Source organism: Pseudonocardia sp., assembly GCF_050246655.1.
Taxonomy (GTDB): Bacteria; Actinomycetota; Actinomycetes; order Mycobacteriales; family Pseudonocardiaceae; genus Pseudonocardia.
The window spans coordinates 67,853-91,571 of the sequence record NZ_JBFWVQ010000006.1 but is presented as its reverse complement, the minus strand read 5'-3'; the positions used below and the strand labels follow the sequence as shown (position 1 = coordinate 91,571).

Annotated in this window: 20 protein-coding genes; 7 read left to right on the top strand and 13 right to left on the bottom strand. The window is 74.2% G+C overall.

What is annotated here, in order from left to right; all coding sequences use genetic code 11:
- Nucleotides 1–86 precede the first annotated feature (86 nt).
- Both AB7J25_RS03830 and AB7J25_RS03825 read left to right on the top strand, forming a co-directional pair.
- The gene (locus tag AB7J25_RS03830; RefSeq protein ID WP_428505042.1) at nucleotides 87–812 is read left to right on the top strand and encodes a TetR/AcrR family transcriptional regulator; all 726 of its coding nucleotides are present in this window, start codon (nucleotides 87–89) and stop codon (nucleotides 810–812) included.
- A gap of 483 nt (nucleotides 813–1,295) precedes the next feature.
- Nucleotides 1,296–1,676 carry a VOC family protein gene (locus AB7J25_RS03825; RefSeq protein ID WP_428505040.1) on the top strand — a complete coding sequence of 127 codons (381 nt, stop codon included), beginning with the start codon at nucleotides 1,296–1,298 and terminating at the stop codon, nucleotides 1,674–1,676.
- 24 nt (nucleotides 1,677–1,700) lie between these two features.
- Here AB7J25_RS03825 and AB7J25_RS03820 read toward each other — a convergent pair whose 3' ends face one another.
- The 6 genes from AB7J25_RS03820 to AB7J25_RS03795 form a co-directional block, all read right to left on the bottom strand.
- Complete coding sequence (locus tag AB7J25_RS03820) at nucleotides 1,701–2,600, bottom strand: cyclase family protein (RefSeq protein WP_428505038.1); 900 nt, start codon at nucleotides 2,598–2,600, stop codon at nucleotides 1,701–1,703.
- On the bottom strand, nucleotides 2,597–5,014 hold the full coding sequence (locus AB7J25_RS03815) for a xanthine dehydrogenase family protein molybdopterin-binding subunit (RefSeq protein WP_428505036.1): 2,418 nt from the start codon (nucleotides 5,012–5,014) through the stop codon (nucleotides 2,597–2,599). Before AB7J25_RS03815 ends, AB7J25_RS03820 begins: the two co-directional genes overlap by 4 nt.
- On the bottom strand, nucleotides 5,011–5,517 hold the full coding sequence (locus tag AB7J25_RS03810; protein WP_428505034.1) for a (2Fe-2S)-binding protein: 507 nt from the start codon (nucleotides 5,515–5,517) through the stop codon (nucleotides 5,011–5,013). The genes AB7J25_RS03815 and AB7J25_RS03810 overlap by 4 nt, the downstream gene beginning before the upstream one ends.
- Nucleotides 5,510–6,406: an FAD binding domain-containing protein gene (locus AB7J25_RS03805; RefSeq protein WP_428505033.1), complete on the bottom strand. Its 897-nt coding sequence runs from the start codon at nucleotides 6,404–6,406 to the stop codon at nucleotides 5,510–5,512. Before AB7J25_RS03805 ends, AB7J25_RS03810 begins: the two co-directional genes overlap by 8 nt.
- Nucleotides 6,407–6,440: 34 nt before the next feature.
- Nucleotides 6,441–7,097, bottom strand: a complete 657-nt coding sequence (locus tag AB7J25_RS03800) for a GntR family transcriptional regulator (RefSeq protein WP_428505031.1) — start codon at nucleotides 7,095–7,097, stop codon at nucleotides 6,441–6,443.
- Nucleotides 7,098–7,812: 715 nt separating this feature from the next.
- Nucleotides 7,813–8,844 carry a LacI family DNA-binding transcriptional regulator gene (locus AB7J25_RS03795; protein WP_428505029.1) on the bottom strand — a complete coding sequence of 344 codons (1,032 nt, stop codon included), beginning with the start codon at nucleotides 8,842–8,844 and terminating at the stop codon, nucleotides 7,813–7,815.
- Between the two features lie 173 nt (nucleotides 8,845–9,017).
- On the opposite strand from AB7J25_RS03795, the gene AB7J25_RS03790 reads away from it, so the two are divergent.
- Nucleotides 9,018–9,791 carry a cyclase family protein gene (locus tag AB7J25_RS03790; protein WP_428505027.1) on the top strand — a complete coding sequence of 258 codons (774 nt, stop codon included), beginning with the start codon at nucleotides 9,018–9,020 and terminating at the stop codon, nucleotides 9,789–9,791.
- The gene (locus AB7J25_RS03785; protein ID WP_428505025.1) at nucleotides 9,788–11,413 is read left to right on the top strand and encodes a thiamine pyrophosphate-binding protein; all 1,626 of its coding nucleotides are present in this window, start codon (nucleotides 9,788–9,790) and stop codon (nucleotides 11,411–11,413) included. Before AB7J25_RS03790 ends, AB7J25_RS03785 begins: the two co-directional genes overlap by 4 nt.
- 452 nt (nucleotides 11,414–11,865) lie before the next feature.
- Here the strand turns inward: AB7J25_RS03785 and AB7J25_RS03780 are convergent, their stop codons facing one another.
- The 5 genes from AB7J25_RS03780 to AB7J25_RS03760 all read right to left on the bottom strand — a co-directional run bounded on the left by AB7J25_RS03780 (nucleotide 11,866) and on the right by AB7J25_RS03760 (nucleotide 17,323).
- Entirely contained in the window at nucleotides 11,866–12,801 is a 936-nt protein-coding gene (locus AB7J25_RS03780; RefSeq protein WP_428505024.1) for a vWA domain-containing protein, read from the bottom strand.
- 38 nt (nucleotides 12,802–12,839) lie between these two features.
- Nucleotides 12,840–13,733 carry an AAA family ATPase gene (locus tag AB7J25_RS03775; protein ID WP_428505022.1) on the bottom strand — a complete coding sequence of 298 codons (894 nt, stop codon included), beginning with the start codon at nucleotides 13,731–13,733 and terminating at the stop codon, nucleotides 12,840–12,842.
- On the bottom strand, nucleotides 13,730–14,575 hold the full coding sequence (locus tag AB7J25_RS03770; protein ID WP_428505020.1) for a mycofactocin-coupled SDR family oxidoreductase: 846 nt from the start codon (nucleotides 14,573–14,575) through the stop codon (nucleotides 13,730–13,732). Before AB7J25_RS03770 ends, AB7J25_RS03775 begins: the two co-directional genes overlap by 4 nt.
- Nucleotides 14,576–14,668: 93 nt before the next feature.
- Complete coding sequence (locus AB7J25_RS03765) at nucleotides 14,669–15,865, bottom strand: PucR family transcriptional regulator (RefSeq protein ID WP_428505018.1); 1,197 nt, start codon at nucleotides 15,863–15,865, stop codon at nucleotides 14,669–14,671.
- Nucleotides 15,866–15,895: 30 nt separating this feature from the next.
- Complete coding sequence (locus AB7J25_RS03760; RefSeq protein WP_428505016.1) at nucleotides 15,896–17,323, bottom strand: fatty acid desaturase; 1,428 nt, start codon at nucleotides 17,321–17,323, stop codon at nucleotides 15,896–15,898.
- A gap of 179 nt (nucleotides 17,324–17,502) precedes the next feature.
- Between AB7J25_RS03760 and AB7J25_RS03755 the strand changes: the two genes are divergently transcribed.
- Nucleotides 17,503–18,315, top strand: a complete 813-nt coding sequence (locus tag AB7J25_RS03755) for a helix-turn-helix transcriptional regulator (protein WP_428505014.1) — start codon at nucleotides 17,503–17,505, stop codon at nucleotides 18,313–18,315.
- A gap of 6 nt (nucleotides 18,316–18,321) precedes the next feature.
- On the opposite strand, the gene AB7J25_RS03750 is transcribed toward AB7J25_RS03755, so the two are convergent.
- A complete protein-coding gene (locus AB7J25_RS03750; protein WP_428505012.1) occupies nucleotides 18,322–18,759 on the bottom strand; it encodes a PPOX class F420-dependent oxidoreductase in 438 nt (145 codons plus the stop codon).
- Between the two features lie 40 nt (nucleotides 18,760–18,799).
- Nucleotides 18,800–19,603: an intradiol ring-cleavage dioxygenase gene (locus AB7J25_RS03745; protein WP_428505010.1), complete on the bottom strand. Its 804-nt coding sequence runs from the start codon at nucleotides 19,601–19,603 to the stop codon at nucleotides 18,800–18,802.
- 144 nt (nucleotides 19,604–19,747) lie between these two features.
- Between AB7J25_RS03745 and AB7J25_RS03740 the strand changes: the two genes are divergently transcribed.
- Entirely contained in the window at nucleotides 19,748–21,646 is a 1,899-nt protein-coding gene (locus AB7J25_RS03740; RefSeq protein WP_428505009.1) for a metallophosphoesterase, read from the top strand.
- A 10-nt stretch (nucleotides 21,647–21,656) separates the two neighbouring features.
- Nucleotides 21,657–23,621 carry an acyltransferase family protein gene (locus AB7J25_RS03735; protein WP_428505007.1) on the top strand — a complete coding sequence of 655 codons (1,965 nt, stop codon included), beginning with the start codon at nucleotides 21,657–21,659 and terminating at the stop codon, nucleotides 23,619–23,621.
- The last annotated feature ends 98 nt before the right edge of the window (nucleotides 23,622–23,719 follow it).

Genomic DNA, 23,719 nt, shown 5'->3' with positions numbered 1-23,719 from the left:
GGCCGTGGGGATCATCGCGTTCACCCGGCGGGCGGGTTCCGCCGCGTCCGGGTCGACAGCGGCGCTGCGGTGTGGAGTATCGGTGCGTGCCCGGCGAGCAGCTCGACCAGACCGGTGCGGCGGGGCGGCGTGCGGCGCCGGACGGGCGCCGCACCCGGTGGGACGCGCACCGCGCGCAACGGCGGGAACAGCTGCTCGACGCCGCGCTGGCCGTCCTGGAGACGGCCGGTCCGGACTTCGGGATGGACCAGGTAGCCGCGCGGGCAGGCGTGACCCGGCCGGTGATCTACCGGCACTTCGCGGATCGGGCCGCGCTGCTGTCCGCGATGGGTGAGCGCGCGGTCACCCGGCTGATGCAGCGCCTGATGCCCGCTGTGTTCGCCGAGGGGCCGTTCCACACGCGGATCCGGACCTCGGTGGCGGCGTTCGTGGAGTTCCTCGACGAGTCGCCCGGGGTCTACCGCCTCTTCGCCCTCCATCCCCCGGTGGGGGGCCAGGACGTCGTGCGAGCGGGCGAGGAGTTCGTGGTCACGGCGGTGGGGGCGGTGCTCGGCGACTACCTGCGCGCGTTCGGTCACGAGGACGAGGTCATGGCCGAGGTGTGGGCGCGCGGCATCGTCGGCCTCGTCCAGCACACCGCAGAGTGGTGGGTGCAGGAGCGGACGATCGACCGCGACGCGGTCGTCGACCACCTCACGCGGCTGATCTGGGCGCAGATCGACGGCGTCGCCCGCGGGTACGGGATCGTGCTCGATCCGGCCGCCTCGTCCTCGCCCGACGACATCGCGAGACGCATCTCTCAAGGCGAGTAACGCCACTGCGAAGTTCGCGTTACTCGTTGTATACGGTACTCGACGAGCACGGCATGCATCCGTGTCAGGGGGAGAGGGGCATGCATGTCCGACGAGACGTCGGTGGTCGCGCCTGGGCCGCAGGATCCGGATCCGCATCTGGCGCCCGGTGGGCCACGCGCCGTGGCCCGCGGATGCCTGTGCTCGATCCTCGCGAACGCGGCGTACCGCGCAGGCGCCGCCGAGGAACCACTCGTCGATCCGCGGTGCCCGCTCCACGCCACGGACGGTCCCCCCGACTGACCCGCGGTGCGCGGGCACGGTCCCGCCCACCGCTGCCGACCGGGGCGGGGCCGGCACGGGGGATGCAGCCCCGCCCCGGTCACCCCGTCGCGGGTCGGCGACTGCCGCAGCCATGATCACCAGGAGTGTGACGGCAAGCCCGGATACGGGCGGCCCGTCTCACTTCTGGCGATCATGTTCGGAGTGGTGTGAGGTCCCGACATGACCAGCAAGCTCACCGAGCTCGGGATCGACTGTGCCGATCCCGACCGTCTCGCCCGGTTCTGGTGCTCGGTCCTCGGCTACGAGGTGCAGGACGAGGACGACGGGACCGTCACGATCGGGCCTGCCACGGTGGCGGGCGACCGCCCCGGACCGGTGCCACCGACGTTGACGTTCGCGCGTGTGCCCGAGGGCAAGACCGTCAAGAACCGGCTCCACCTCGACGTCAACCCCACCGACAGGGAGCAGGACGACGAGGTCCGCCGCCTGCTCGACCTCGGCGCTCGACACGCCGACGTGGGGCAGGGCGAGGAGAGCTGGGTCGTACTGGCCGACCCGGAGGGCAACGAGTTCTGCGTCCTCGCGGACCGCCGCCCCTGACCGGACGTCGCGTGACCCCGGAGCTCAGATCACCGCCAGCGGGTCCATCATCGACCCGGTCGCCCCGGCGATCTTCAGCGGCAGCGCGACGAACAGGAACTCGTACACCCGGTCCGCGGCCAGCTCCTCCAGATCCAGGCTCTCCATGATGTAGACGCCGCTCTCGATCAGCAGCTTCGTGTGCACCGGCTGCGGGTTGGCGGGCACGCCGGGATCGGGCGCGGGCTGCACCTCGAAGGTCTCGGTGTCGCTGCCCGCTGCGACCACCCCGCGCGCGACGAGCAGCTCCGCCACCGAGAGGTCGGGCCCCGGCGAGCGGTGCCGGGCCATCCGCGCGGCGTCGGGCCACAGACCCATGTAGCCGGTGCGGAAGACCACGACGTCCCACTCCCGGATCTCCACGCCCTGTGCGGCGCAGATCTCCTCGACCTCGGCCGCGTCCACGACCGAGCCCGCTGGCAGGCACTCCACCCCGCGGTGCCCCGCGACGTCCACGAGGACACCGCGGGTGAACAGCGGCGGCAGGCTCGCCGCGTCCCCCACCGTCGGGCCGAAGTCGCCCAGGTGCTCGGCCGCGCACGCCCCGCCGTACCAGCGGGCGTCCTCGCCGATCGTCATGTGGGCCAGAGCGTCGACGTGCGCGCCGGAGTGGGCCGTCGAGCTGATCACCTCGGTCATGCAGCCGAGGTGGGCGTCGTTCGCCGCGGGCGCCCACAGGTTCTCCCGCCCCACCCGCAGCCCCTGCGGGGTGCGGTAGGAGAGCACCTGGAACGCCGGGTGTCCGGGGAACAGCGGCATCCCCGGGAACCGGGTCGCGGCCAGCGAGTACGAGCGGCCGGTGCGCACCAGCCCCGCGGCGCGCACCCGCTGCCCGTCCGGCATCGCGCCGGCCGGACCCACCGCCACCGGACGGGTGGACGTCATTCCCCGGCCGCCGCGCGCACCGCCGCCACGACCCGCTCCGGCGTCATCGGCAGCTCGTCCACCCACACCCCGAGCGGGCGCAGCGCGTCGCTGATCGCGCTCGCGATCGCCGTCGGCGCGACGAGCCTGCCGCCCTCGCCTGCGCCCTTCACCCCGTACTCGGTGAACGGCGACGGGGTCTCCAGGTGCTCCACGACGATGTCGGGGATCTCGTGCATGCTCGGGATGAGGTACTCGCGGAAGGTCGGGCTGGCGAGGCTGCCGTCCGCGGCGTAGCTGTACTCCTCCATCAGCGCTGCGCCGATCCCCTGCGCCACCCCGCCGACGACCTGGCCCTCCACCAGCGGCGGGTTCATCACGGTGCCGCAGTCGTTCACGACGTAGTACCTGAGCACCGTGACCTGGCCCGTCTCCGGATCGACCTCGACGATCGGGATGTGGCAGGCGTGCGACACCATCGGGTAGAAGGCGCCCATGTCCGTGCGGTCCGCCGAGGGCGGGGTCGAGTACGGGTGGTCGTAGGTGTGCACGTCGACCAGCCCGCTGTACTCCCCCTCCGGGTTGTCGTGGGCGAACAGGTGCGCGCGCATCGCCACCTCGCCCATCGTCATGGACGTGCCGGGGGCGCCCTTGGCGCGGAAGGTGCCGTCGACGCACTCGACGTCCTCGGGCGCCATCTCCATGGCGTGCGCCGCGATGCGGATCATCTTGTCGCGGACGGTGCGCGAGGCGCCGCGGGCGGCCCCGGAGAGCATCACGGTGAGGCGGCTGCCACCCGGCCCGGCCGAGAGCGCCCCGGCCGTGGAGTCCGCGTAGACGATCGCGATGTCGGCCGGATCGATGCCGAACTCCTCGGCGACCACCTGGCTCACGACGGTCTCGGGGCTGTTGCCCCACAGCGGGCAGCCCAGCTCGACGCGCACGGTGCCCATCGCGTCCACCGACAGCTTCACGCTCTCCGGCGTGCTGGTCGCGGGCAGCGGCGGCTCGTCGTAGAGGAACCACCACTCGCTCGCGTTGTACGCGGTGCGCTCCTGGCAGGAGGCCAGGCCGATGCCGAGGTAGCGACCCTCCTCGCGCGCCCGTTCCTGCTCGGCCTGCCAGTGCTTGAGGTCGGCGAGCTCCAGCGCGCGGTCCAGGACGGCGGGGTAGTTGCCGCTGTCGTAGACGTTGCCGCTGGGAATCTTGTACGGGAACTGGTCGGGCTGGATGAAGTTGCGCCGCCGCAGCTCCACGCGGTCGATGCCCAACTCCTCGGCGGCCGCGTCCACGAGCCGTTCGAGGATGAAGTTGCCGGGATCCGCGCCCGCGCCGCGGAAGAAGCCCTGCTGCACCTTGTTGGTGAGCACGCAGGAGACGTCGTAGCGCAGGCTCGCGATCCGGTACGGGCCGGTGGGCTGCGACATCGCGTTGCCGTGCTGGCCGTGCGCGAACTGGAAGTAGGCGCCGTAGTCATCGACGATCCGCAGCGTCAGCGAGAGCATCTCGCCGTCCGCGGACAGGGCGAGCGCGGCGTCGTAGACACGGTCCGGGCCGACGTTGTCGTTGGCGGCGATGTTGTCCTGGCGGTCCTCCAGGTAGCACACGGGCCGGCCGGTGGCCTTCGTGAGCGCCCCGGCGACGGACAGGACCTTGGTGATGAAGTGCTTGCTGCCGAAGCTGCCGCCGACCGCGCACGGGATCATGCGCAGCTGGTTCGTGGGCACGCCGAGCATCCCGGCGAACGCCCACGGCAGGAAGTTGTGGAAGTTCGAGTTCGACCAGACGGTCATCGTGCCGCTGTAGGGGTCGTACGAGCAGACCGCGCCAGCGGTCTCCATGGGCGAGGCGCACATGCGGTGCCAGCGGCCCGTCCGGCGGACGACGTGGGCGGCGCGCGCCAGGTCGGCGTCGACGTCCCCGAAGTCGAGCGTGCGGTGGAAGGCGACGTTGGAGTCCAGGGTGTCGTGCAGGCGGGGGGCGTCCGGCGCCATCGCCGCGAGCGGGTCCACGACCGGGTCCAGCACCTCGTAGTCGACGTCGATCAACGCGCACGCGTCCTCGGCGAGGTAGCGGTCCGTGGCCGCGACGATCGCGACGGCCTCGCCCGGGTAGCGGACCTTCTCGGTCGCGACCGCGGACTGCGGCACCGGCTCGGCGCAGAACGCCGGCATCGGGTTGATGTGCTCCAGCGTCTCGGGCCCGGTCAGCACGGCGACGACCCCGGGCAGCGCCTTCGCCGCCGACGTGTCGATCGAGCGGATGCGCGCGTGCGCGTGCGGGCTGCGCAGCACCGCGGCGTGCAGCATCCCGGGGAGGGTGACGTCGGCGATGTAGCCGGCGCGGCCCGTCAGCAGCTTGGGGTCCTCCTTGCGAGGGACGGGCTTGCCGATCCAGCGGTAGCCGTTCCCTGAGCCGTTCTCCACCGTGGTCATGCCTGCACCCCGCTCGGGACCTGGTCAGCCGCCGCGAGCGCCGCACCAGCGGCGCACACCGACCGGACGATGTTCTGGTAGCCGGTGCAGCGGCAGAGGTTGCCGCCGAGGGACTCGCGGACGTCCTCCGGCGCGGGCACCGGAACGCGTTCGAGCAGCTCGCAGGCCGCCATGAGCATCCCGGGCGTGCAGAAACCGCACTGCAGGCCGTGGTTCTCCGCGAACGCCTTCTGCACGGGGTGCAGCCCGTCCGGGCCGGCGAGCGACTCCACGGTCGTGACCTCGCAGCCGTCGAGCTGCGCGGCGAACATCAGGCAGGAGCGGGCGGGGCGGCCGTCGACCCGCACCGTGCACGCGCCGCAGACGCCCTGCTCGCAGCCGATGTGGGTACCGGGCAGCTGCAGGGTGTCGCGGAGGAGGTCGACGAGCAGCGTGCGCGGTTCGACGAGGACGTCGTGGGCGGTGCCGTTGACGGTGACGGTGATCCGGACCTTCTCAGGCATTCCCATCCTCCCGGGCTGCATCGACGGCTCTGCTGATCGAGGTGGCGAGGGCACGGCGGGTGAGGACCCCTGCCAGGTGGCGGCGGAACTCGGCCGATCCGTGGCAGTCGCCTGCGGGATCGACGTTCCACGAGGCGATGGCGGCGGCCTCCCGGAGGAGCTCGTCCGTGGGCTGCCGGCCCGCGAGCGCATCCTCCGCCTCGGTCGCCCGGACGGGGCGGCGGTCCACACCGCACAGGGCGATGCGCGCGGAGCCGATCCGATCGTCGGAGTCGAGGCGGACGACGGCGGCGACCCCGCACACCGGCAGGTCGCCGTGGCGGCGGGCCATCTCGACGAACGCGCTGCCGCAGCGCTCCTGCGGAAGTGCCGGTATCCGCAGCTCGACGGCCAGCTCGTCCGGGTCGAGCGCGGTGGTGAACGGGCCGGTGAAGAACGCCTCGGCGTCCAGGACCCGCTCGCCGCCGACGCTCTGCGCGACGACCTGCCCGTCGAGGGCGAGCAGCGCCGCGGGCAGCTCGGCGGACGGGTCGGCGAACGCGACGCTGCCGACGACCGTGCCCCGCTCCCGTACGGCCAGGTGCGCGACCTGCGCTCCCGCCTCGGCGAGCAGCGGGATCCGGCTACGGACGACGTCGGAGGTCTCGACGCCGCGCTGCCGGGCGAGCGCCCCGATCCGGACGGTTCCGTTGTCGGACGCGACGTGGTCCAGGTCGGGCAGCCGGTTGAGGTCCACGATGACCGACGGTGTCGCGGCGCGCTGGTTCATCAGCCGGACGAGGCTCTGGCCGCCTGCGAGCGGGCGCGCCTCGGCGCCGTGCTCGGCGAGCTGTGCCAGTGCCTCGTCGATCGTGCGCGGCGCCAGGTAGTCGAATGCGGCGGGTTTCAACTCCACACCTCCTCGTGCGGACGGTCCGGGACGGTCAGTCGGCGGGCACTCCCATGGCGAGCGCGCCGAAGTGCTCGATGTGACGGCGCATCTCGTGCGCCGCGAGGTCCGGGTCGCGCCTGCGCAGCGCGTCCAGGATCGGCAGGTGGGCGTCGATGATCGGGGTGGTGTCGACGCGCAGGTAGGTCACGAGAGCGCGAATCTCGGCGTGCAGGGAGCGCCACATGTCGAGGAGCAGGCCGTTGCCGGCGGTCTCGAAGATCACCTCGTGGAAGCGGGCATCGTGGACGAGCTGGGCGTGCAGGTCGCCGCAGCGGTGGGCCTCGCGCATGGCCGCGATCTCCGCAGTGAGCGCATCGAGGACGGCGTCCGTGACGAGGGGGGCTGCGAGGCGCCCCGCCGTCTCCTCCAGCGCGGCGCGCACCGGGTACATCTCGCCGATCTCCTTCTCGGTGACCGACCGGACCCGCACACCCCGGTGCGCCTCGCTCTCGACGAACCGCATCGCCTCGAGGTCGCGCAGGGCTTCCCGGATGGGTGCCTGGCTGACGCCGTACTCCTTCATGAGCCGGCTCTCGACGATCCGCTCGCCCGGCGCGTAGTCGCCGTCGAGGATGCGGGTGAGGATCTCCTCGCGCAGCTGCTCGCGCAGCACCGAACGGGTGAGCACCCGGCGTTGCTGCACCGACACGCCAGGCCTCCTTGTGATCGGCATCACTGCCCTGTGCTCGATTATCGATAATCGTGCGGCGGGGTCAAGGGCCGACCGGCGTAGTGGCGGATGGCTCAGTGGGGCGGGGCGGGCCCTGCGGGGACGGTGGGGGGCGGGGCCCGCGGGGGGTAGCGGTGGCTCAGCCCGCGGGGCGCCTGTGGCGGGCCCGCGGCCGGGCCGGGCCACGGGTCCACCGCCCGGGCCCGACAATAGGCCCACCGCCGGGTCGGCCGGGCCCACCGCCGGGTCGGCCGGGTCTCCCCGATCAGCACCCCGCCGAGCGGCGCCTCATTGCCCAGCCCACCGGCGTCCTCGCAGAGCCCGCACACCCCTCGCAGACGCCGCAGGCCCTGCGAAGCGCACCCACACCCTGCGAAGCGCACCGGAACCCTGCGAAGGCGCGGCCCCGTCGACCAGGCTCAGCCCACCGCAGCGGCGGCAGGTGGTGGCAGTGGCTCAGCCCCGGCGGCGGCGGCGCGGCCCGTGGGGGCGGCGGTGGCGCGGCCCGTGGGGGCGGCGGTGGCGGGGCCCGGCAGCCGGGCCAGGCCACCGGTCCCGCCCAGCCCGCCGGCGTCCTCGCAGAGCCCGCACACCCCTCGCAGACGCCGCAGGCCCTGCGAAGCGCACCCACACCCTGCGAGGCACACCCTGCGAAGCACACCGGAACCCCGCGAAGCACGCCCGTCGACCGGGCTCAGGCCCGCGACGGCGCGGGGGCGCCGACTGAGCCCCGATGCCGCAGCAGCATCCCGATCTCGTGGACCACCGGATGGCGGTCCTCCTTGATCAGGAGGTCGGCCGCCAGCCGGCCCATCTCGTGGTACGGCAGCGCGACCGAGCTCAGCCCGGGCTGCATCCAGCCCGCCATCACCGAGTCGTCGAAGCCGACCACCGACACGTCGTCCGGGACGCGCAGCCCCGCCGCCGCCAGCGCCTGGTAGGCGCCGAACGCGACGCGGTCGTTGAGGCAGATCAGCGCGGCCGGGCGGGTGCGGCGCAGCAGCGCCGAGACCGAGGCGTAGGCCTCCGCGGGTGTCCACTCGCAGTCCAGGAGCCCGGCGACCGAACAGCCCGCCTCCGCCAGCCGTGCCCGGATGCCCCGTAGCCGGCGCCGCCCGGCCAGGACGTTGCGGTAGCGCCTGCCGACGACGTGGATCCCCTCGCGGTGCCCGGCCGCGAGCAGGGCCGCCGCCGCCTCCCGGCCGCCGTCCACGTCGTCCGGCACTACCGCGGGACCCGGCAGCGGGTCCGCCAGGCAGTTCAGCAGCACCGTCGGCAGGCAGCGGACCGCAGCCGAGAGCGTCACCGTGCGGGTGGCGAGGCAGCCGTAGATGAGGCCGTCCACCTGACGGTCGATCATGCCGTGCACGAGATCGTCCTCGACGCTGGGGCTTCCGTCGCTCTCGGCGATCAGCAGCAGCCGCCCGTGCGTGACGGCCGCGGCGGACGCGCCGCGCACCATCTCCCCCGCGTACGGCTCGGCCGCGATCGCGTCCGACACCAGCCCGATGATGCGGCTCGTGCGGGAGCGCAGGTTGCGCGCCGCGAGGTTCGGCCGGTAGCCCAGCTCCGCGGCGGCGGCCTGGACGCGCGCCCGCGTGGCGGGGGCGATGCGGGCCTCCTCGGATCGTCCGGTGAGCACGGCGGACGCCGTGGACTGCGCGACGCCCGCGCGCCGGGCCACGTCCCGCAGCCGCACCCGGGGAGCCGGCTCCGCTCCGCTCATCGACGCACCCCGCCTGCACCGGAGGGCGCACGCGGCCCCCCGGATCGCCGAGTCTAGCCACGCCCGGAAGGCGGCGGATGCCTCGTGACCAGGGCCGGGATGGCGCGCGGGGGTTGGTCGCGCCGCGCCGACGCGGAATGCTCGGCGGGACGCCGTCGCGAGGAGTGAGAACCATGTCCGTGCTGTCCGCCGTGGTCGAGGCCACCCGTTCGGGCCGCGTCGAGATCCTCGACCTGACCACCCCGTTGCAGGAGTCCACGCCGATCCTGGAGCTGCCCCCGCCGCTGGCCAACACCCACCGGTTCGAGCTGGAGCTGCTCTCCCGCTACGACGAGAAGGGCCCGGCCTGGTACTGGAACGACATCCACACCGGCGAGCACACCGGCACCCACCTCGACGCGCCCGTCCACTGGATCACCGGACGCGACGGCCTCGACGTCTCCCAGGCGCCGATGACCACCCTCGTCGGGCCCGCCGCGGTCATCGACATGACGGGCGAGGTGGAGAAGGACGCGGACTTCCTGCTGGAGATCGAGCACGTCCGCGCCTGGGAGGCCGAGCACGGCCCGCTGCCGGACGGCGGCTGGCTCCTCTACCGCACGGGCTGGGCCGCCCGCGGGGACGACGCGGCCGCGTTCGCCAACGCCGACGAGTCCGGCCCGCACACCCCGGGCGTGTCGGTCGAGTGCGCGCGCTGGCTCGCCCGGGACACCCCGATCACCGGCTTCGGCGTGGAGACCGTCGGCACGGACGCCGGTGCGGCGCACTCGTTCGAGCCCGCGTTCCCGTGCCACTCCGAGCTGATGGGCGCGAACAAGTGGGGGCTCACCAGCCTGCGCGGGGTGGACCGGCTCCCGCCCACCGGCGCGGTGCTGATCGTGTGCCCGCTGCCGATCGTCGGCGGCTCCGGCAGCCCGGCTCGCGTGCTGGCGCTGGTCGAGAAGTGACGGTCGCGGAGGTCGTCGGGACGGTCCTCGCGCGGCTCGGGGTCGGGGTCGCGGCGGGCGTGGTCGGCTCAGGGAACTTCCACGTCACGAACGCCCTGCGGGCCGGCGGCGTCCCGTTCGTCGCCGCCCGCCACGAGGGCGGCGCCGCCGTGATCGCGGACGCCTACGCGCGCACGTCCGGGCAGGTCGCGGTGCTCACCGTGCACCAGGGGCCGGGGCTGACCAACGCGCTGACGGGGATCGCCGAGGCGGCGAAGAGCCGCACTCCCCTGCTGGTCCTGGCCGCGGACACGGCGGGGGCGGCGGTGCGGTCGAACTTCCGCATCGACAGCGACGCCGCGGTCCGCTCGGTGGGTGCGGTGGCGGAGCGGGTGCACTCGCCCGCCTCGGCGGTCGCCGACGTGCTGCGCGCCTACGGGACGTGCGTGCGGGAGCGGCGCACGGTCGTCCTCGCGCTGCCGCTGGACGTGCAGGCGCAGCCGTGCACCGTCCCGGACGCGCTACCCGCGGTGACGCCGTGGATCGCGCCGCGGCCCGGGCCGGCGGCCGTCGCCGAGCTGGCCGCGCTGCTGGACGCGGCGGCGCGCCCGGTGTTCGTCGCGGGCCGCGGGGCGTTCGGGGCGGCGCCCGAGCTGGTCGCGCTCGCGGACCGGTGCGGCGCACTGCTCGCGACGTCCGCCGTCGCGAACGGCCTGTTCGCCGGGCAGGAGTGGGACCTCGGCATCTCCGGCGGGTTCGCCACTCCGCTCGCCGCCGAGCTGATCGCCGGATCGGACCTGGTCGTCGCCTGGGGCGCGTCGCTCACGGTGTGGACCACACGCCACGGGGCCCTGATCGGCCCGGACGCCGCCGTGGTCCAGGTCGACGACGACCCGGCGGCGCTCGGCGGGAACCGGGCCGTCCGGCTCGGGGTGGTGGGCGACGTCGCCGCCACCGCCCGGGACGTGCTGGCGGCCGTGCGGGGCGGGCCCGGGCAGCGCACCGACGAGGTCGCGAAGCGGATCGCCACGGAGGGACGGTGGACCGACCTGCCGGTGGACAGCGACGGCCATGACGGCAGGATCGACCCCCGCGCGCTGTCCGCCCGGCTGGACGCGCTGCTGCCCGCCGAGCGCACCCTCGCGATCGACTCCGGCAACTTCATGGGCTACCCGGCGGCCTACCTCGCCGTCCCGGACGCGGCCGGGTTCTGCATGACGCAGTCCTACCAGTCGATCGGCCTGGGGCTGGCCACCGCGATCGGGGCGGCGCTGGCCCGGCCGGACCGGCTGCCGGTGGCCGCGCTCGGCGACGGCGGGTTCCTCATGGGGATCTCCGAGCTGGAGACGCTCGTCCGGCTGGGGATCGGGATGCTCGTCGTGGTCTACGACGACGCGGGCTACGGCGCGGAGGTGCACCACTTCACCGGCGACGACCACGCCACCGTCACGTTCCCCGACGCCGATCTCGCCGCGATCGCCGCCGGGTACGGCTGCGCGGCCGCGACCGTGCGCTCGCCCGCCGACCTGGACGCCGTCGCGGACTGGCTCGCCGGGCCGCGGGACCGGCCGATACTGGTGGACGCGAAGGTGACCGCAGACGGGCCGTCGTGGTGGCTCGCGGAGGCGTTCCGGGGTCACTGACCGCGGCACACCGGCCGGGGCGCTCAGGACGCCGTCCGCCCGCCGCCACGCGCTCGTGCGGGTGGTGGCACATACCCGCGGGTGGTGGCACACACCGCAGACCGTGTGTGCGAGCACCACGGGATATGTGCGAGCGCCGCGGGGTCTGTGCGAGCGGCACCGGCCCCGGCGCGGGTGGTCCCACATGTGTGCGAGCGGCGGCACATACCCGCCGGTGGTGGCACACACCGCAGACCGTGTGTGCGAGCGCCGCGGGGTCTGTGCGAGCGACACCGGCCGGTCGGGGCGGGCGCGGACGCGAACCCGGCGCGGGTGGTCGCACATATGTGCGAGCGGCGGCACACACCCGCCGGTGGTGGCACACACCGCAGACCGTGTGCGCGAGCACCACGGGGTCTGTGCGAGCGGCGCCGGCCGGTCGCGGGCGGGCGCGGCGGGCCCTCACCCCGGGATCACCTCCCCGCGAACATCCGGTTCAGCGCGGGAGCGACGTCACGGTGGGTGTGCACCCGGGCGAGCCGGCCACGGCCGAGGCGGGCGAGGTCGGCCGCGAGCGGTGCGTCGTGCTCGCCGTCGGCCTGCAGCAGGACGTGCAGCTCGTCGAAGCGGCGGGCGAGCGGGCGAGGGTCCGGCCCCGCGTTGTGCACGGCGTCGGTGAGCAGCACGGCGGTGCGCCGCCGCGCCGCGGACCGGTGCAGCTCGGCGTGCGCCACGGCGAGCGCGAAGTGCACGTTGGTGAGCCCACGGGCGCGGATGCGCAGCAGCGCGTCCAGCACCTGATGCCCGGTCACCGGTGCGTCGAGCGGGGTGAGCACCGCCGCGTCCGACCAGAACGCGACGACGGCGAGCCGGTCGTCGGCGAGATCGGCCGACAGCGCACCGACGGTCGCGGCGGCCGTGCGGACCTTCTCCCCGCGCATCGAGCCGGACACGTCCACGACCAGGGCGACGGCCTGGCGCGGGCGCATCCGCTCGCGCACCACGATGTCGGCGTCCTCGGGGACGGGACGCTCGGTGAGCACCTCGATGGTGCGGTCGAGATCGATGTCGTCGGAGCGGTAGCGGTACGGCACGGAGGCGAGCCGGCCCGCGCCCCGCTCACCGCGCACCTCGCGCGGGCGGCGGCGCACGGCGAGCCGCCGCGCGATCCGCCGGGCGAGCGCCGCCACCTCGCGGTCGACCGGCTCGTCCTCCAGCAACCGGTCGAGATCCCGCAGCTGCGACCGAGCAGACGTCACCAGCACGCCCTGGCCGCCCGCCGGGCCGTCCCCGGCGGGGCCCGGCAGCCCCCCGGCGAGGTCGACGACCACCGGCGCGCCGCCCCCCGACCGGTAGAGCGCCGGGGCCTCGTCGAGGCGCTTGGGCTTGCGCCGCAGCGGCGCGAGCATCCCGCGCGCCGACGGGAGCGCGACCGCGTTGGGGACGTCTATCCGGTGCGGTCCCGGCGCCGCACGCCGGGGCGCGAGAAAAAATGGTTCTCCCAGATCTCGGTGATCACCGCCTCCGGCGTCGCCTCGCCCGCCTCGTCCACGCCGATCCGTGCCGAGAGCGCCAGCTGCGCGGCGTCCAGGACCACCTGCTCGTACCCGCCCTCGTGCAGGCCGGCCAGCTCGGCCGCGATCGCGACCAGGTCGATCGCCCCGCGCACGCTGGAGCCGCGCCGCAGCTCGGGGTGCACCCGGGTCGCGCGGGTGAGCGCCACGGCGTCGGCGATCAGCCGCTCGTCGGTGCTGCCGGTGCGGACCGCGACGATCGCGCGCTCGTCGCCCTCGTCCTGGTAGCCGATCGCGAGCCGGCACCACCGGTCGTAGACGGAGTCGGAGATCCGCGCCGTGCCGACGTTGTCGAACGGGTTCATCGAGGCGAGCACCCGAAACGTCGCCCCGGCCGTGATCGTGCCCACCCGCGGCACCTCGACCTGCCGCTCGGCCATCGCCGCGAGCAGCACGTTGAGGGTGTCCTCGGGGGCCCGGTTGAGCTCCTCGATGTAGAGGAACCCGCCCTGGCGCATCGCGGACACGAGCGGGCCCGGCACGAAGTTCTCCGCCGAGTAGTCCTCGCGCAGCACGCGTGCGGGGTTGTGGTGGCCCACCAACCGGGCCGGGGTGAGCTCCGCGTTGCCCTCCACCAGCGCGAACGGCACTCCCCAGTTCGCCGTGATCGCCCGCAGGATCGTGGACTTGGACGTGCCCGGCGGCCCCTCCAGCAGGACGTCGCGCCCGGCCGTGACCGCCGCGAGCACCAGGTCCAGCTCGCGGCGGCGGCCCACCACGTCGCGGGCGATCTCATCGCGGCGCGCCGCGCCGGTGGAGACGGTCACGCGTGCGGGATCTTGTACGGCGCGGTGCCGCCCGCGTCCACCACCATCGTCGTTCCCGTGACGTAGCGGGCCTCTTCGGAGGCCAGGTAGAGCACGGCGTTGGAGATGTCGATCGCCTCGACCCACGGGATCGGCAGCGCGTTGACCATCTTCATCCCCTGCTCCGCCTCGTCGCGGGTGGCGTCGGATTTGCCGAGGAAGAGCTGGTAGATCGACGGGTTCTGCACCATGTCCGTGTCGACGGTCGTGGGGTGCACCGTGTTGACCCGGATCCGCTGCGGGGCCAGCTCCACCGCGAGCACCCGCATCAGCCCGACGACGCCGTGCTTGGCCGCCGTGTAGTGCGCCAGGTTGCCGAACGCGACCAGCCCCGCCGTCGAGCTGGTGATGATGATCGATCCGCCGCTGCCCTGGTCGATGAGCGTCGGCAGCGCGGCCCGCACGGTCTTCCACACGCCCGTGAGGTTGACCTCGATCATCTCGTCCCAGACCTCTTCGGTGAGCTCGTGGGCGGGCGCGAAGCTGGCGATGCCCGCGTTCGCGACCACCACGTCCAGCCGCCCCAGCTCGGTCACGCCCTCCGCGACCGCGGCCTGCATCGCCGCGAGGTCGCGGACGTCGGCCTTGCAGGTGACGATCCTCCGGTCCAGCGCCTCGACCTGCTTGGCCGTCTCCGCGAGATCGGCCTCCGTCGCCATGTCGTACGGGACGCTCCCCAGCTGCTCGCAGACGTCCACGGCGATGATGTCGGCGCCTTCCTCCGCCAGCCGCAGCGCGTGCGAACGCCCCTGGCCCCGCGCGGCACCCGTGATCAGCGCGACCTTGCCCTCGACCCGACCCATGCCGACCTCCGATCCACGCCCGGCGGCCCCGTTGCCACCCGTCGGCCCCCGACACCTAGCAGCAGTCGTGAAGCATTGCCAACCACCGTCCGGTCATTCCGGAACGAGAACCGCGGATCCGAGCACCCGGCACGCCAACAGCGCCACCTCGACGTCCAGGCGCCGCTCGACCAGGGGGCAGCCCCGCGCCTGTACCGCACGGCGGATCCGGTACTGGACGGTGTTCCGATGCAGGTGCAGCTCGGCCGCCGTCGCGGCGAGGCTGCCGTCGTGGGCGAGGTAGGTCCAGAGCGTCTCGCGCAGCCGGGCGTGCGGCTCGTCGTCCGCGGCGAGGCCGCCCAGCACCGCGCGCACCCACGGCCCGGCCTCGGCGGGATCGGCGCCGAGCAGCGCCAGCGGGCCCAGCGCCGCCATCGTCGTGATCCGCAGCCGGTGCCGCGGCTCGGCCACCAGCGCCACGGACTGCGCCCGGACGGCCTGGCGGTGCGAGGCCCGGAACCCGTCCAGCCCGTCCGCGGGATCGCCGAGGGCCGCCCACGCACCCGGCCCGAGCGCGGCGCCGTCGGGGACCTCGGGGGCGCCGGGGAACCAGATCCACAGCGTGGAGGCGTCCGGCGCCACGACCAGCGGCGTCCGCGCGCAGCCCACCGCGGCGGCCAGCGGCGGGACGAGGCGTTCCAGGTCCGGGCCGCCGTCGTCGCTCCACAGGACGGCGGCCCGGTGCGTGCCGGCGACGTCGTAGCCCGGCGGTGCGTCGCCGGTGCCGCCCGCGAGCAGGGCCGTGACCCTGGCGAGGCGGGCGGTGTTGCGCCGCGACAGCCACTCGTCACGCTCGGCCTGGTAGGCGGCGACGACCTGCTCCGCGATCGCGTCGACGAAGCTGAACGTCACCGAGGTGAGGTCGCGCGCCGCGCCCACCAGCTCCTCGGCGCCGACCCGGCGTCCGCCGATGCGCGTGAGCATCTCCTGCTGGAACGCCGCCTGCCCCAGCCGGTACGCGCGCAGCATCACCGAGATCGGGACGTTCTGCTGGGCCAAGCGGCAGGCGAGCTCGACCCCGGCGTCGGGCGCGACGGCGTCCCTGACGGGGGCGCCGCTCGCGAACACCGCGAGCCCGCCGAGGACGGTGTCGTGGACGGTCGCGGCGAGCAGCGCCCGCAGCCGCGGCTCCGCGGCGAGGCCCGGTACCGCGGCGGTGATCTCCGCGACGACCGTGGCGAGCAGCTCGTCCGGCTCCGCGAGGAGTGCCGCCGCGACCTCGCGGAGCGTCTCCGAGGCGCCCTCGATCATCGCCGGACCGTACCCGGCGGAGGCTCCCGGTCAGCCGTCAGCCGCGGCCAGCGGGACGAAGTCGACCTTCTCCCGGACGCCGCAGTCCGGGCAGCACCAGTCGTCCGGGACGTCCGACCAGGCGGTACCGGCGGCGAAGCCCTCCAGCTCGTTGCCCTCGGCGACGACGTAGGTGTAGCCGCAGCCGGGGCAGCGGGCAGCGGCGACGTCCGCAGCAGCCGTGCTGGCGGCAGCCTCCGCTGCGCCGCCCTCGGCAGTGCCGGCGCGACCGGCGGCCACCGGGACCGGGTAGCGGGCCAGCAACTGCTCCCGCTTCGACAGCTGCACGTTCGCCCGGCGCAGGTCGCCGTCGTAGTGGGCGACGACGAGCGGGTCCATCAGCCTGCGGAACAGCGGCGGCACCAGGGCCGTCACCATCATCCCCGCGTAGCCGGTGGGCAGGACGGGCGCCTCGGCGAAGTCACGGAGGGTCTGGAAGCGGCGCGTAGGGTTCGCGTGGTGGTCGCTGTGGCGCTGCAGGTGGTAGAGGAGCACGTTCGTGGCGATCTGGTTGGAGTTCCACGAGTGCGCGGGAGTGACCCGCTCGTAGCGGCGACGGTCCGGGGGCCCGACCTTCCGGCGCAGCATCCCGTAGTGCTCCATGTAGTTGACCAGCTCCAGCAGCGTGACCCCCCACACGGCCTGGATCAGCAGGAACGGCACGATCCCGACCCCGAGCCAGGCGACAAGGCCACCCCAGAGCACGGCCGACAGCAGCCACGAGTTGAGCACGTCGTTGCCGATGCGCCACGGGTGGCGCCCGCGGCGGGCGAACCGCTTCGTCTCCAGCCGCCAGGCGCTGCGCAGCGAGCCGAGGACCGTCCGCGGCCAGAACGCGTAGAAGCTCTCCCCGATGCGGCTCGACGCCGGGTCCTCGGGCGTGGCGACGCGGACATGGTGGCCGCGGTTGTGCTCGATGAAGAAGTGGCCGTAGAAGCACTGCGCGAGGGCGACCTTGGCGAGCCACCGCTCGGCGGACTCGCGCTTGTGCCCGAGCTCGTGCGCGGTGTTGATCGCGACTCCCGCGACGGAACCCGCCGTGAGCGCGAGCCCGAGCACGCCGACCCAGGTCAGGTCCTGCGTAGCGACGTACCAGGCCGAGGCGGCGAACCCCGCGTACTGGACGGGCAGGAAGGCGTAGGTCACCCAGCGGTAGTAGCGATCCTCCTCCAGCGCCTCCACCACCTCGTCCGGCGGGTTCGTGGGATCGTCGCCGGTGATCAGGTCGATCAGCGGGACGATCACCAGCAGCACCACCGGGCCGACGTAGAGGGCGGCGGCGAGGCCGGTCCAGGCGTGCAGGCCCATCGCGACGAACGGCAGCACCGGCACCACCAGTCCGAGCAGCCACAGGTACCGCTTGGGGTCGTGCCAGGTGTCCCGTCCGTCGACCGGCCGCGACAGCGCGTAGGTCCTCATCCCGTCCTCCCCGTCCGAGCTGGTACGGCGACGCTACGAAGCGGGGCGCCGCGTTCCATCGGTCTGCGGACCGAAGCCGGCCGCCCGGGTTGTGCGCCGGGCACGAACCGTCACCCGGTGGGGGGCGTCGGCGTTGGGAGGACGACACTCGCACCGCCGCGACCGAGGGAGGCGACCGCGTGAGCGCATCGACCGCGACCACCGACGTCGTCCGCCGGCTCGTCGGCTCTCGCCTGGACCTGCTCCGGGAGTTCACCGGGCTGCCCGCGGTGTTCGGCGGGGCCGTGGAGCACGGCAGCACCGAACGGATCGTGATCTCGGAGCTGCGCGGCACCCTCGGACGCACCCTGGACGGCCTCGCCGTCCAGCGCGGTCGCGGGCTCGGCGGTCTCGCGCTGGCCCGCGCGCGTCCCTGCCTCGTGAGCGACTACCGCACCAACGCCACCATCACCCACCACTTCGACAGCCAGGTCGTCGACGGCGAGCAGCTCACCGGCGTGCTCGCGTTCCCGCTGCGGGTGGGCGCCGACGTCGTCGGTGTCGTGTACGGGGCCTCCCGCGACGGCCTCCCGATCGGCGACGTCGCGGTGCGGCGCACCGGCGGGATCGTCCGCAAGCTGGAGGTGGAGCTCTCCCGGTTGCTGGCGCCGCCCCGGGCCGAGGCGGGGCGGCTCTCCACGCAGGAGGCGCTGGCCGAGCTCAGGGACGTCGCCGCTCGCCAGACCGACCCCGAGCTGCGCGCCCGCCTGATGCGCGCCCACCGCAGCCTCGCGGGCCCCGCGGCCGACCTGCCGCCGGACGTCCGGCTCGCGCCGCGCGAGCAGCAGTGCCTCGCGCTGGTCGCCACCGGTGCCACGAACGCGCAGATCGCCGAGGAGCTCGGCCTCACCGTCGAGACGGTGAAGACCTACCTGCGCAACGCCATGCGCCGCCTCGAGGTGGGCAACCGCACGGCCGCCGCGCACGTCGCGCGGACGGCCGGGCTCATCTGAGCGGGCTCAGCGGATCCGCGCGCCGTACACGCGGTCGACGGTCATCGTCATGAGGACGCGCCGGTCCGCGACCATCACCGCCCGGTACTCGGCCCAGTCCGGGTGCTCCCCCGCGGCGCGGCGGTAGTAGCCGACCAGCGCCTCGACCTCCGGCCCGTCCGGGTCCGTGCCAGGGCCGGTGAGGGTGGCGACCCCTTCGACCGTCGCCCAGGCCCACCCGTCGGCGCTGGTGACCTCCAGCGTCGCGCGCGGGTCGCGGCGCAGGTTCGCGGTCTTCGCGCGGCCCTCGGTCATCGACACCAGGATCACGCCCGCGTCGGGGTCGTAGAACGGTGTCACGGGCGAGAGCTGCGGACGGCCGTCCGACTTGATGGTGGCGAGGACTCCGAGGCGGGCCTCGGCGAGCAGCGCGTGCGGGTCGAAGGCAGTGGTGGCGGGGTTCATGACCGGGCCAACACGGCGCGCCGCCCGTGTCATCCCGGGATCAGGCGACCGGGACCGTGAGGGCCGCGGTGTACCCGGACCCGACGGACCCCGTCATGGCGGCCATCTGCTCCTCGACCCCGTCGGAGAACACGGTGTCCGAGGCCAGGGTGATCCGCGAGAGGTTCTCCACGCTCTGCTCGTAGCCCGCGGTCGCGTACACGGCGGCGCAGGCCTCCTGCGGGAACGCGAGCTGCGACGTCGTGATCGCGTTCGCGCCGGAGGTCGCCTCGTCCAGCGAGGAGAACACCTCGAAGTGCACGTGCGGCCAGCGGCCGGAGTAGCAGCCCGGGAAGATCGACGTGAAGGCGACCGCGCCGTCCTGGCCCGCGACCTGCACGCCGCGCAGGTAGTTCTGGTCCTCCCGGGTGTAGAGCGAGTAGTCGCCCGCCCGGTCGCAGTGCCAGACGTAGACGGCCGCGCCGGGCATCGGCGCCCCGGCGAGGTCGGTGACCGTCAGGGACAGCGTCAGCGGGATCCCCTCGGCGGTGCCGGAGAGCGTGCCGAAGCTCGACCGGATGTCCGAGCGGACGACCCCGGACTCGGTGAGCACGTTCGGGCCGTTCGAGCCCTCCCCCGGGTACGGGCCGGCGGTCTCCTGCGGGATCTCGCCTTCGGAGCCCTGCGCGACGGCGACCCCGGACGGGCCGCCCGGACCGCCGGCGCACGCGGTCGCCGTCAGCAGGCCGGCCCCGGCGAGCAGCCCGAGCAGGCGGCGGCGACCCATCAGCCGGGGCAGGTCGTAGCCGAGGCCGCGGTCCAGCTCGTCGTCGGGGTCGTGGGTGTGGGGGTGGCCGGGGGTCACCGGGTGCTCCTCTCGTCGCGTGCCGTCCAGCCTGCCGGGCGAACCTGTGCCCCCGCTGTGTAGGTGTCGGGACCTTCTGTGTGCTCGCCGTAACGCCACCGCCACCGTCGGCGAACACCGGTACACACCGAGCCGGAGGTGCCCGTGATCACCGACGAGGGCGGGATGCCGCAACCCTGCAGGCCCGTGAAGTGGCTCGACGTCCGCCAGCTCGTGACGACGTCGGTCGACGTGCTGCAGGCGTCCTCCTTCGCCCGCTTCGCCGACAAGCGCGAGGCGATGGCGGCGAGCCCGCGGGAGTTCTACACGCTGGCCACCCCGGACGGGGCGACGGTGTGGATCGACTTCGTGTCCGACACCGGCGACGGCTTCGACGCGACGTTCGCCACCGCCCGCTGCCTCTCCGGCGCGGCGCGGATCGAGCAGGCCGCCGCGTTCGCCGACCGCCCGCAGCGCGCGGACCTGCTCGTCCTCGGTGGCGACGAGGTCTACCCGGTGGCGTCGGCGCAGGTCTACGAGGAGCGGTTCGTCTCCGTGCTGCGCCGCGCGGCGATCCTCGAGGGCGTCGCGGACCGGCCACCGCTGCTCGCCCTGCCCGGCAACCACGACTGGTACGACGGGCTGGGCGCCTTCCGGCGGATCTTCTGCGAGTCCCACATCGACCGTCCGGCTGGCGACGGCCCGCCCGCGCTACCGGTTCCGCCGACCCGGCAACGCCGCAGCGTGGGCGGCTGGGGCGCGTTCCAGTCGCGCAGCTACTTCGCGGTGCAGCTCGTCCCCGGCTGGTGGCTGTGGGCCGTGGACGGCCAGCTGAACCGGCCGATCGACGTGGAGCAGCTGACCTACTTCCGGGCCGCCCGCACGCAGCTGGGCGCCGATGACCGGATCGTGCTGTGCACGGCGACGCCGAGCTGGCTGGAGGCGCGCGGCGAGGACCTCTACCGGGCGCCGGCGGACAGCCCGCTGTTCACCACCCTGTGGTTCGTCGACCGGACCCTCGGCCCGACCCAGCGCCACCGCATCCGGCTCGTGCTCACCGGCGACGACCACCACTACGCCAGGTACACGGCGACCGACACGTCACTCGCCGACGGATTCGCCCCGGAGCTCGTCACCTGCGGCGGGGGCGGGGCGTTCCTGGCCTCGACCCACCACCTGCCGCGGACGCTGCGCTTCGACCTCGCCCCGTGGACCCTGACCCGCGATCCCTCGCAGACCGGGCCGGACGACTCCGCGGAGATCGGTTACACGATCGTCGGGCGCTACCCGGAGGCCCGGACGTCGCGCCTGCTCGGCTGGCGGCGGCTGCCCGTGGCCGCCTTCGGCAACGGGTGGACGCTGCCTGCGCTGCTCGGCGTGCTGATCCTGCCGCTCTACCTCTCCGCGACCCGGGCCATGGACGAGATGGTGCGGTCACCGTCGTTCTGGATCGCCGGTGCGGCCGTGCTCCTGGCGACGTTTCTCTACGCCGTGGCGGGCACGAAGGAGCACGACGGCAGCCCATCGCGCTGGCCGAGGGCGGTGGCGCTGGCCGCGCTGCACACGGCCGGGTACGCGGGGATCGTCTGGCTGCTGACCGACGGCCTGCCCGAACGGTGGACGGCGTGGCTGCGCCCGGAGTCGACACAGGAGGACGTCGTCGCCTGGCTGGCGGAGGTCGGCCTGCGAGGAGCCGTCACGACCGTCGTGCTCGGGGTCCTCGGGGCGCTCGTGTTCGCCCTCTACCTCCAGATCGCCGACCACCTGCTGTGCTGCCACACGCTCGAGGCGTTCTCGGGCGGGCAGATCCCCGACTACAAGAGCCACCTGCGGCTGCGCGTCACCCGCGACCGGATCGACGTCCACGTCGTCGGGATCGCGCGGGTCCCGCGGGCGCGGCGGGCCGCGCGGGGCGGCGTCGGCGGGCTCGCAGGCGTCGTCCCGCACGCCCACGTCGTCGAGAGCTTCTCCGTCGCCCACACGCCCGACGCGGCCGAACAGAGCACCGGCGGCGGGAGCGTACCGGCGGTAACACCAGAACCCGCACGGCCCACGCCCGGCTAGGCTCGGGGCGATGACCGGGACGGAGCAGGCCGCCACGCGGCGCACGTTCCGGCCCGAGCTCGAAGGCCTGCGCGCGCTCGCGGTCCTGCTCGTCGTCGCCTACCACGTCTGGTTCGGCAGGGTCTCCGGTGGCGTCGACGTGTTCTTCCTGGTCACCGGCTTCCTGCTCACCGGCGGGCTGTACCGCGCCGCCCGCACCGGCACCATCGACGTCCGCCGCCAGTGGACGCGCACCGCCACCCGGCTGCTGCCCACCGCGTCCATCGTGCTGGTCGCCACGGTCGCCGCCGGGATCGCGCTGCTGCCGGAGAGCCGCTGGGCGCAGACGGTCCGCGAGATCGTCGCCTCCACGTTCATGCTGCAGAACTGGCAGCTGGCAGCCGACGCCACGGACTACGCCGCCCGCTCGCAGGCCGTGAGCGTGGTGCAGCACTTCTGGTCGCTGTCGGTGCAGGTCCAGTTCATGGTGCTCTGGCCGCTCGCCGTCGCCCTGGTGGCGCTCGCGAGCCGCGGCCAGCCCCGCCTGCTGTGGGGACGGCTCCTGCTGGTCTCGATCGGGCTCGTCGCCGCGTCCCTGTGGTTCTCGCTGCGGCTCACGGCCCAGGACCAGCCGCTGGCCTACTTCCACACGCTCACCCGGCTCTGGGAGTTCGGCCTCGGCGCCGTCCTCGCGCTGGTGATCGACCGGCTGCACCCCGGCCGCAGGCTGCGCCACCTGCTCGGCTGGACGGGCGTGCTGGGGCTGCTGGCCTGCGGCGCGGTCCTCGACGTCACGGCCTTCCCCGGGATCGGCGCGCTGTGGCCCACCCTCTGCGCGGCCATGGTGCTCGTCGCGGGTGCCACCGGCGGCGCCGGGCGGGTGCTCGCCTCCCGCCCCGCCCGCTACGTCGGCGCCCTGTCCTACCCGCTCTACCTGTGGCACTGGCCGGTGCTCGTGCTGTTCCTGGTCGTCGCGGACCGCGACACGGCCGGGCCGGGCGGCGGGCTCGCCGTCGTCGCCGTGTCGGTGGTGCTCGCCGTCGCCACCCACCACCTCGTCGAGCAGCGCCTCACCGGCGCCGCACTGCGCCCGCTCGCGCGGCGCACCGCCGCGGGTGCCGTCGTCGTCCTGCTCGTCACCGGCGGATGGCAGCTCGCGCTGCTGAGCCGCAGCGCGGGGCCCGTCGCCGTCGAGACCCATCCGGGCGCCCGCGCGCTCACCGGTGTGGGCGTCGCCGACGCACCCCTGGTCCCGCCGCCCGTGTCGGTGTACGAGGACTGGGTGCGCATCGAGCGCTGGGAGTGCGCCCCGCTGGCCCGCTTCCCGATGGACATGTGCGCCCAGCCGATGGGGGAGCGCGTCCCGGCCAAGCGGATCGTCGTGGTCGGCGACTCCCACTCCCAGCAGCTCATCGGGGCGCTGGCGCCCATCGCCGAGCGCCGGGACTGGCAGATCGTCGCGATCATCCGCGGCGCCTGCCCGTTCTCCACCGTCTCCGAGACCGACCCCGACGACGTGGACTGCATCTCCTGGCTCGACGCCGCGGGCGGGGAGATCGCCGACGTGCGCCCGGACGCCGTCGTCACGCTCGCGACCCGCGACGTGCGCAGCGGGCGCACCGAGCAGCTCCCGCCCGGCTTCGTCGAGCAGTGGACGCGGCTGGACGCGCTGGGCATCCCCGTGCTGGCCGTGCGGGACAACCCTCGGTTCGACGGCTCCATGCCCGAGTGCATCGAACGCAACGGGCGCGGCTCGCCGGTGTGCGGCGCGGACCGCGACAGCATCTACGGCCCCGAGCCGCCGTGGGTGAACGCGTTCGGCATCCCGGCGAACGTCCGGTTCCTCGACATCGCCGACACCGTCTGCGACGGCGCGTTCTGTCCCGCCGAGATCGGCAACGTGCTCGTCTACATGGACGACAACCACCTGTCGGCCACCTACGCCACGACGATGGCGGACCTCATCGAGGAGACGGTGACGGCCGCGATCGGCTGAGTTCGGGCCGCCCGCCCCCCGCGCGCGGTGCACACCGTCGCGTGCCACCGCTGGCACATATGTGCGACCACCCGCGGGTGTATCCCACCGCTGGCACA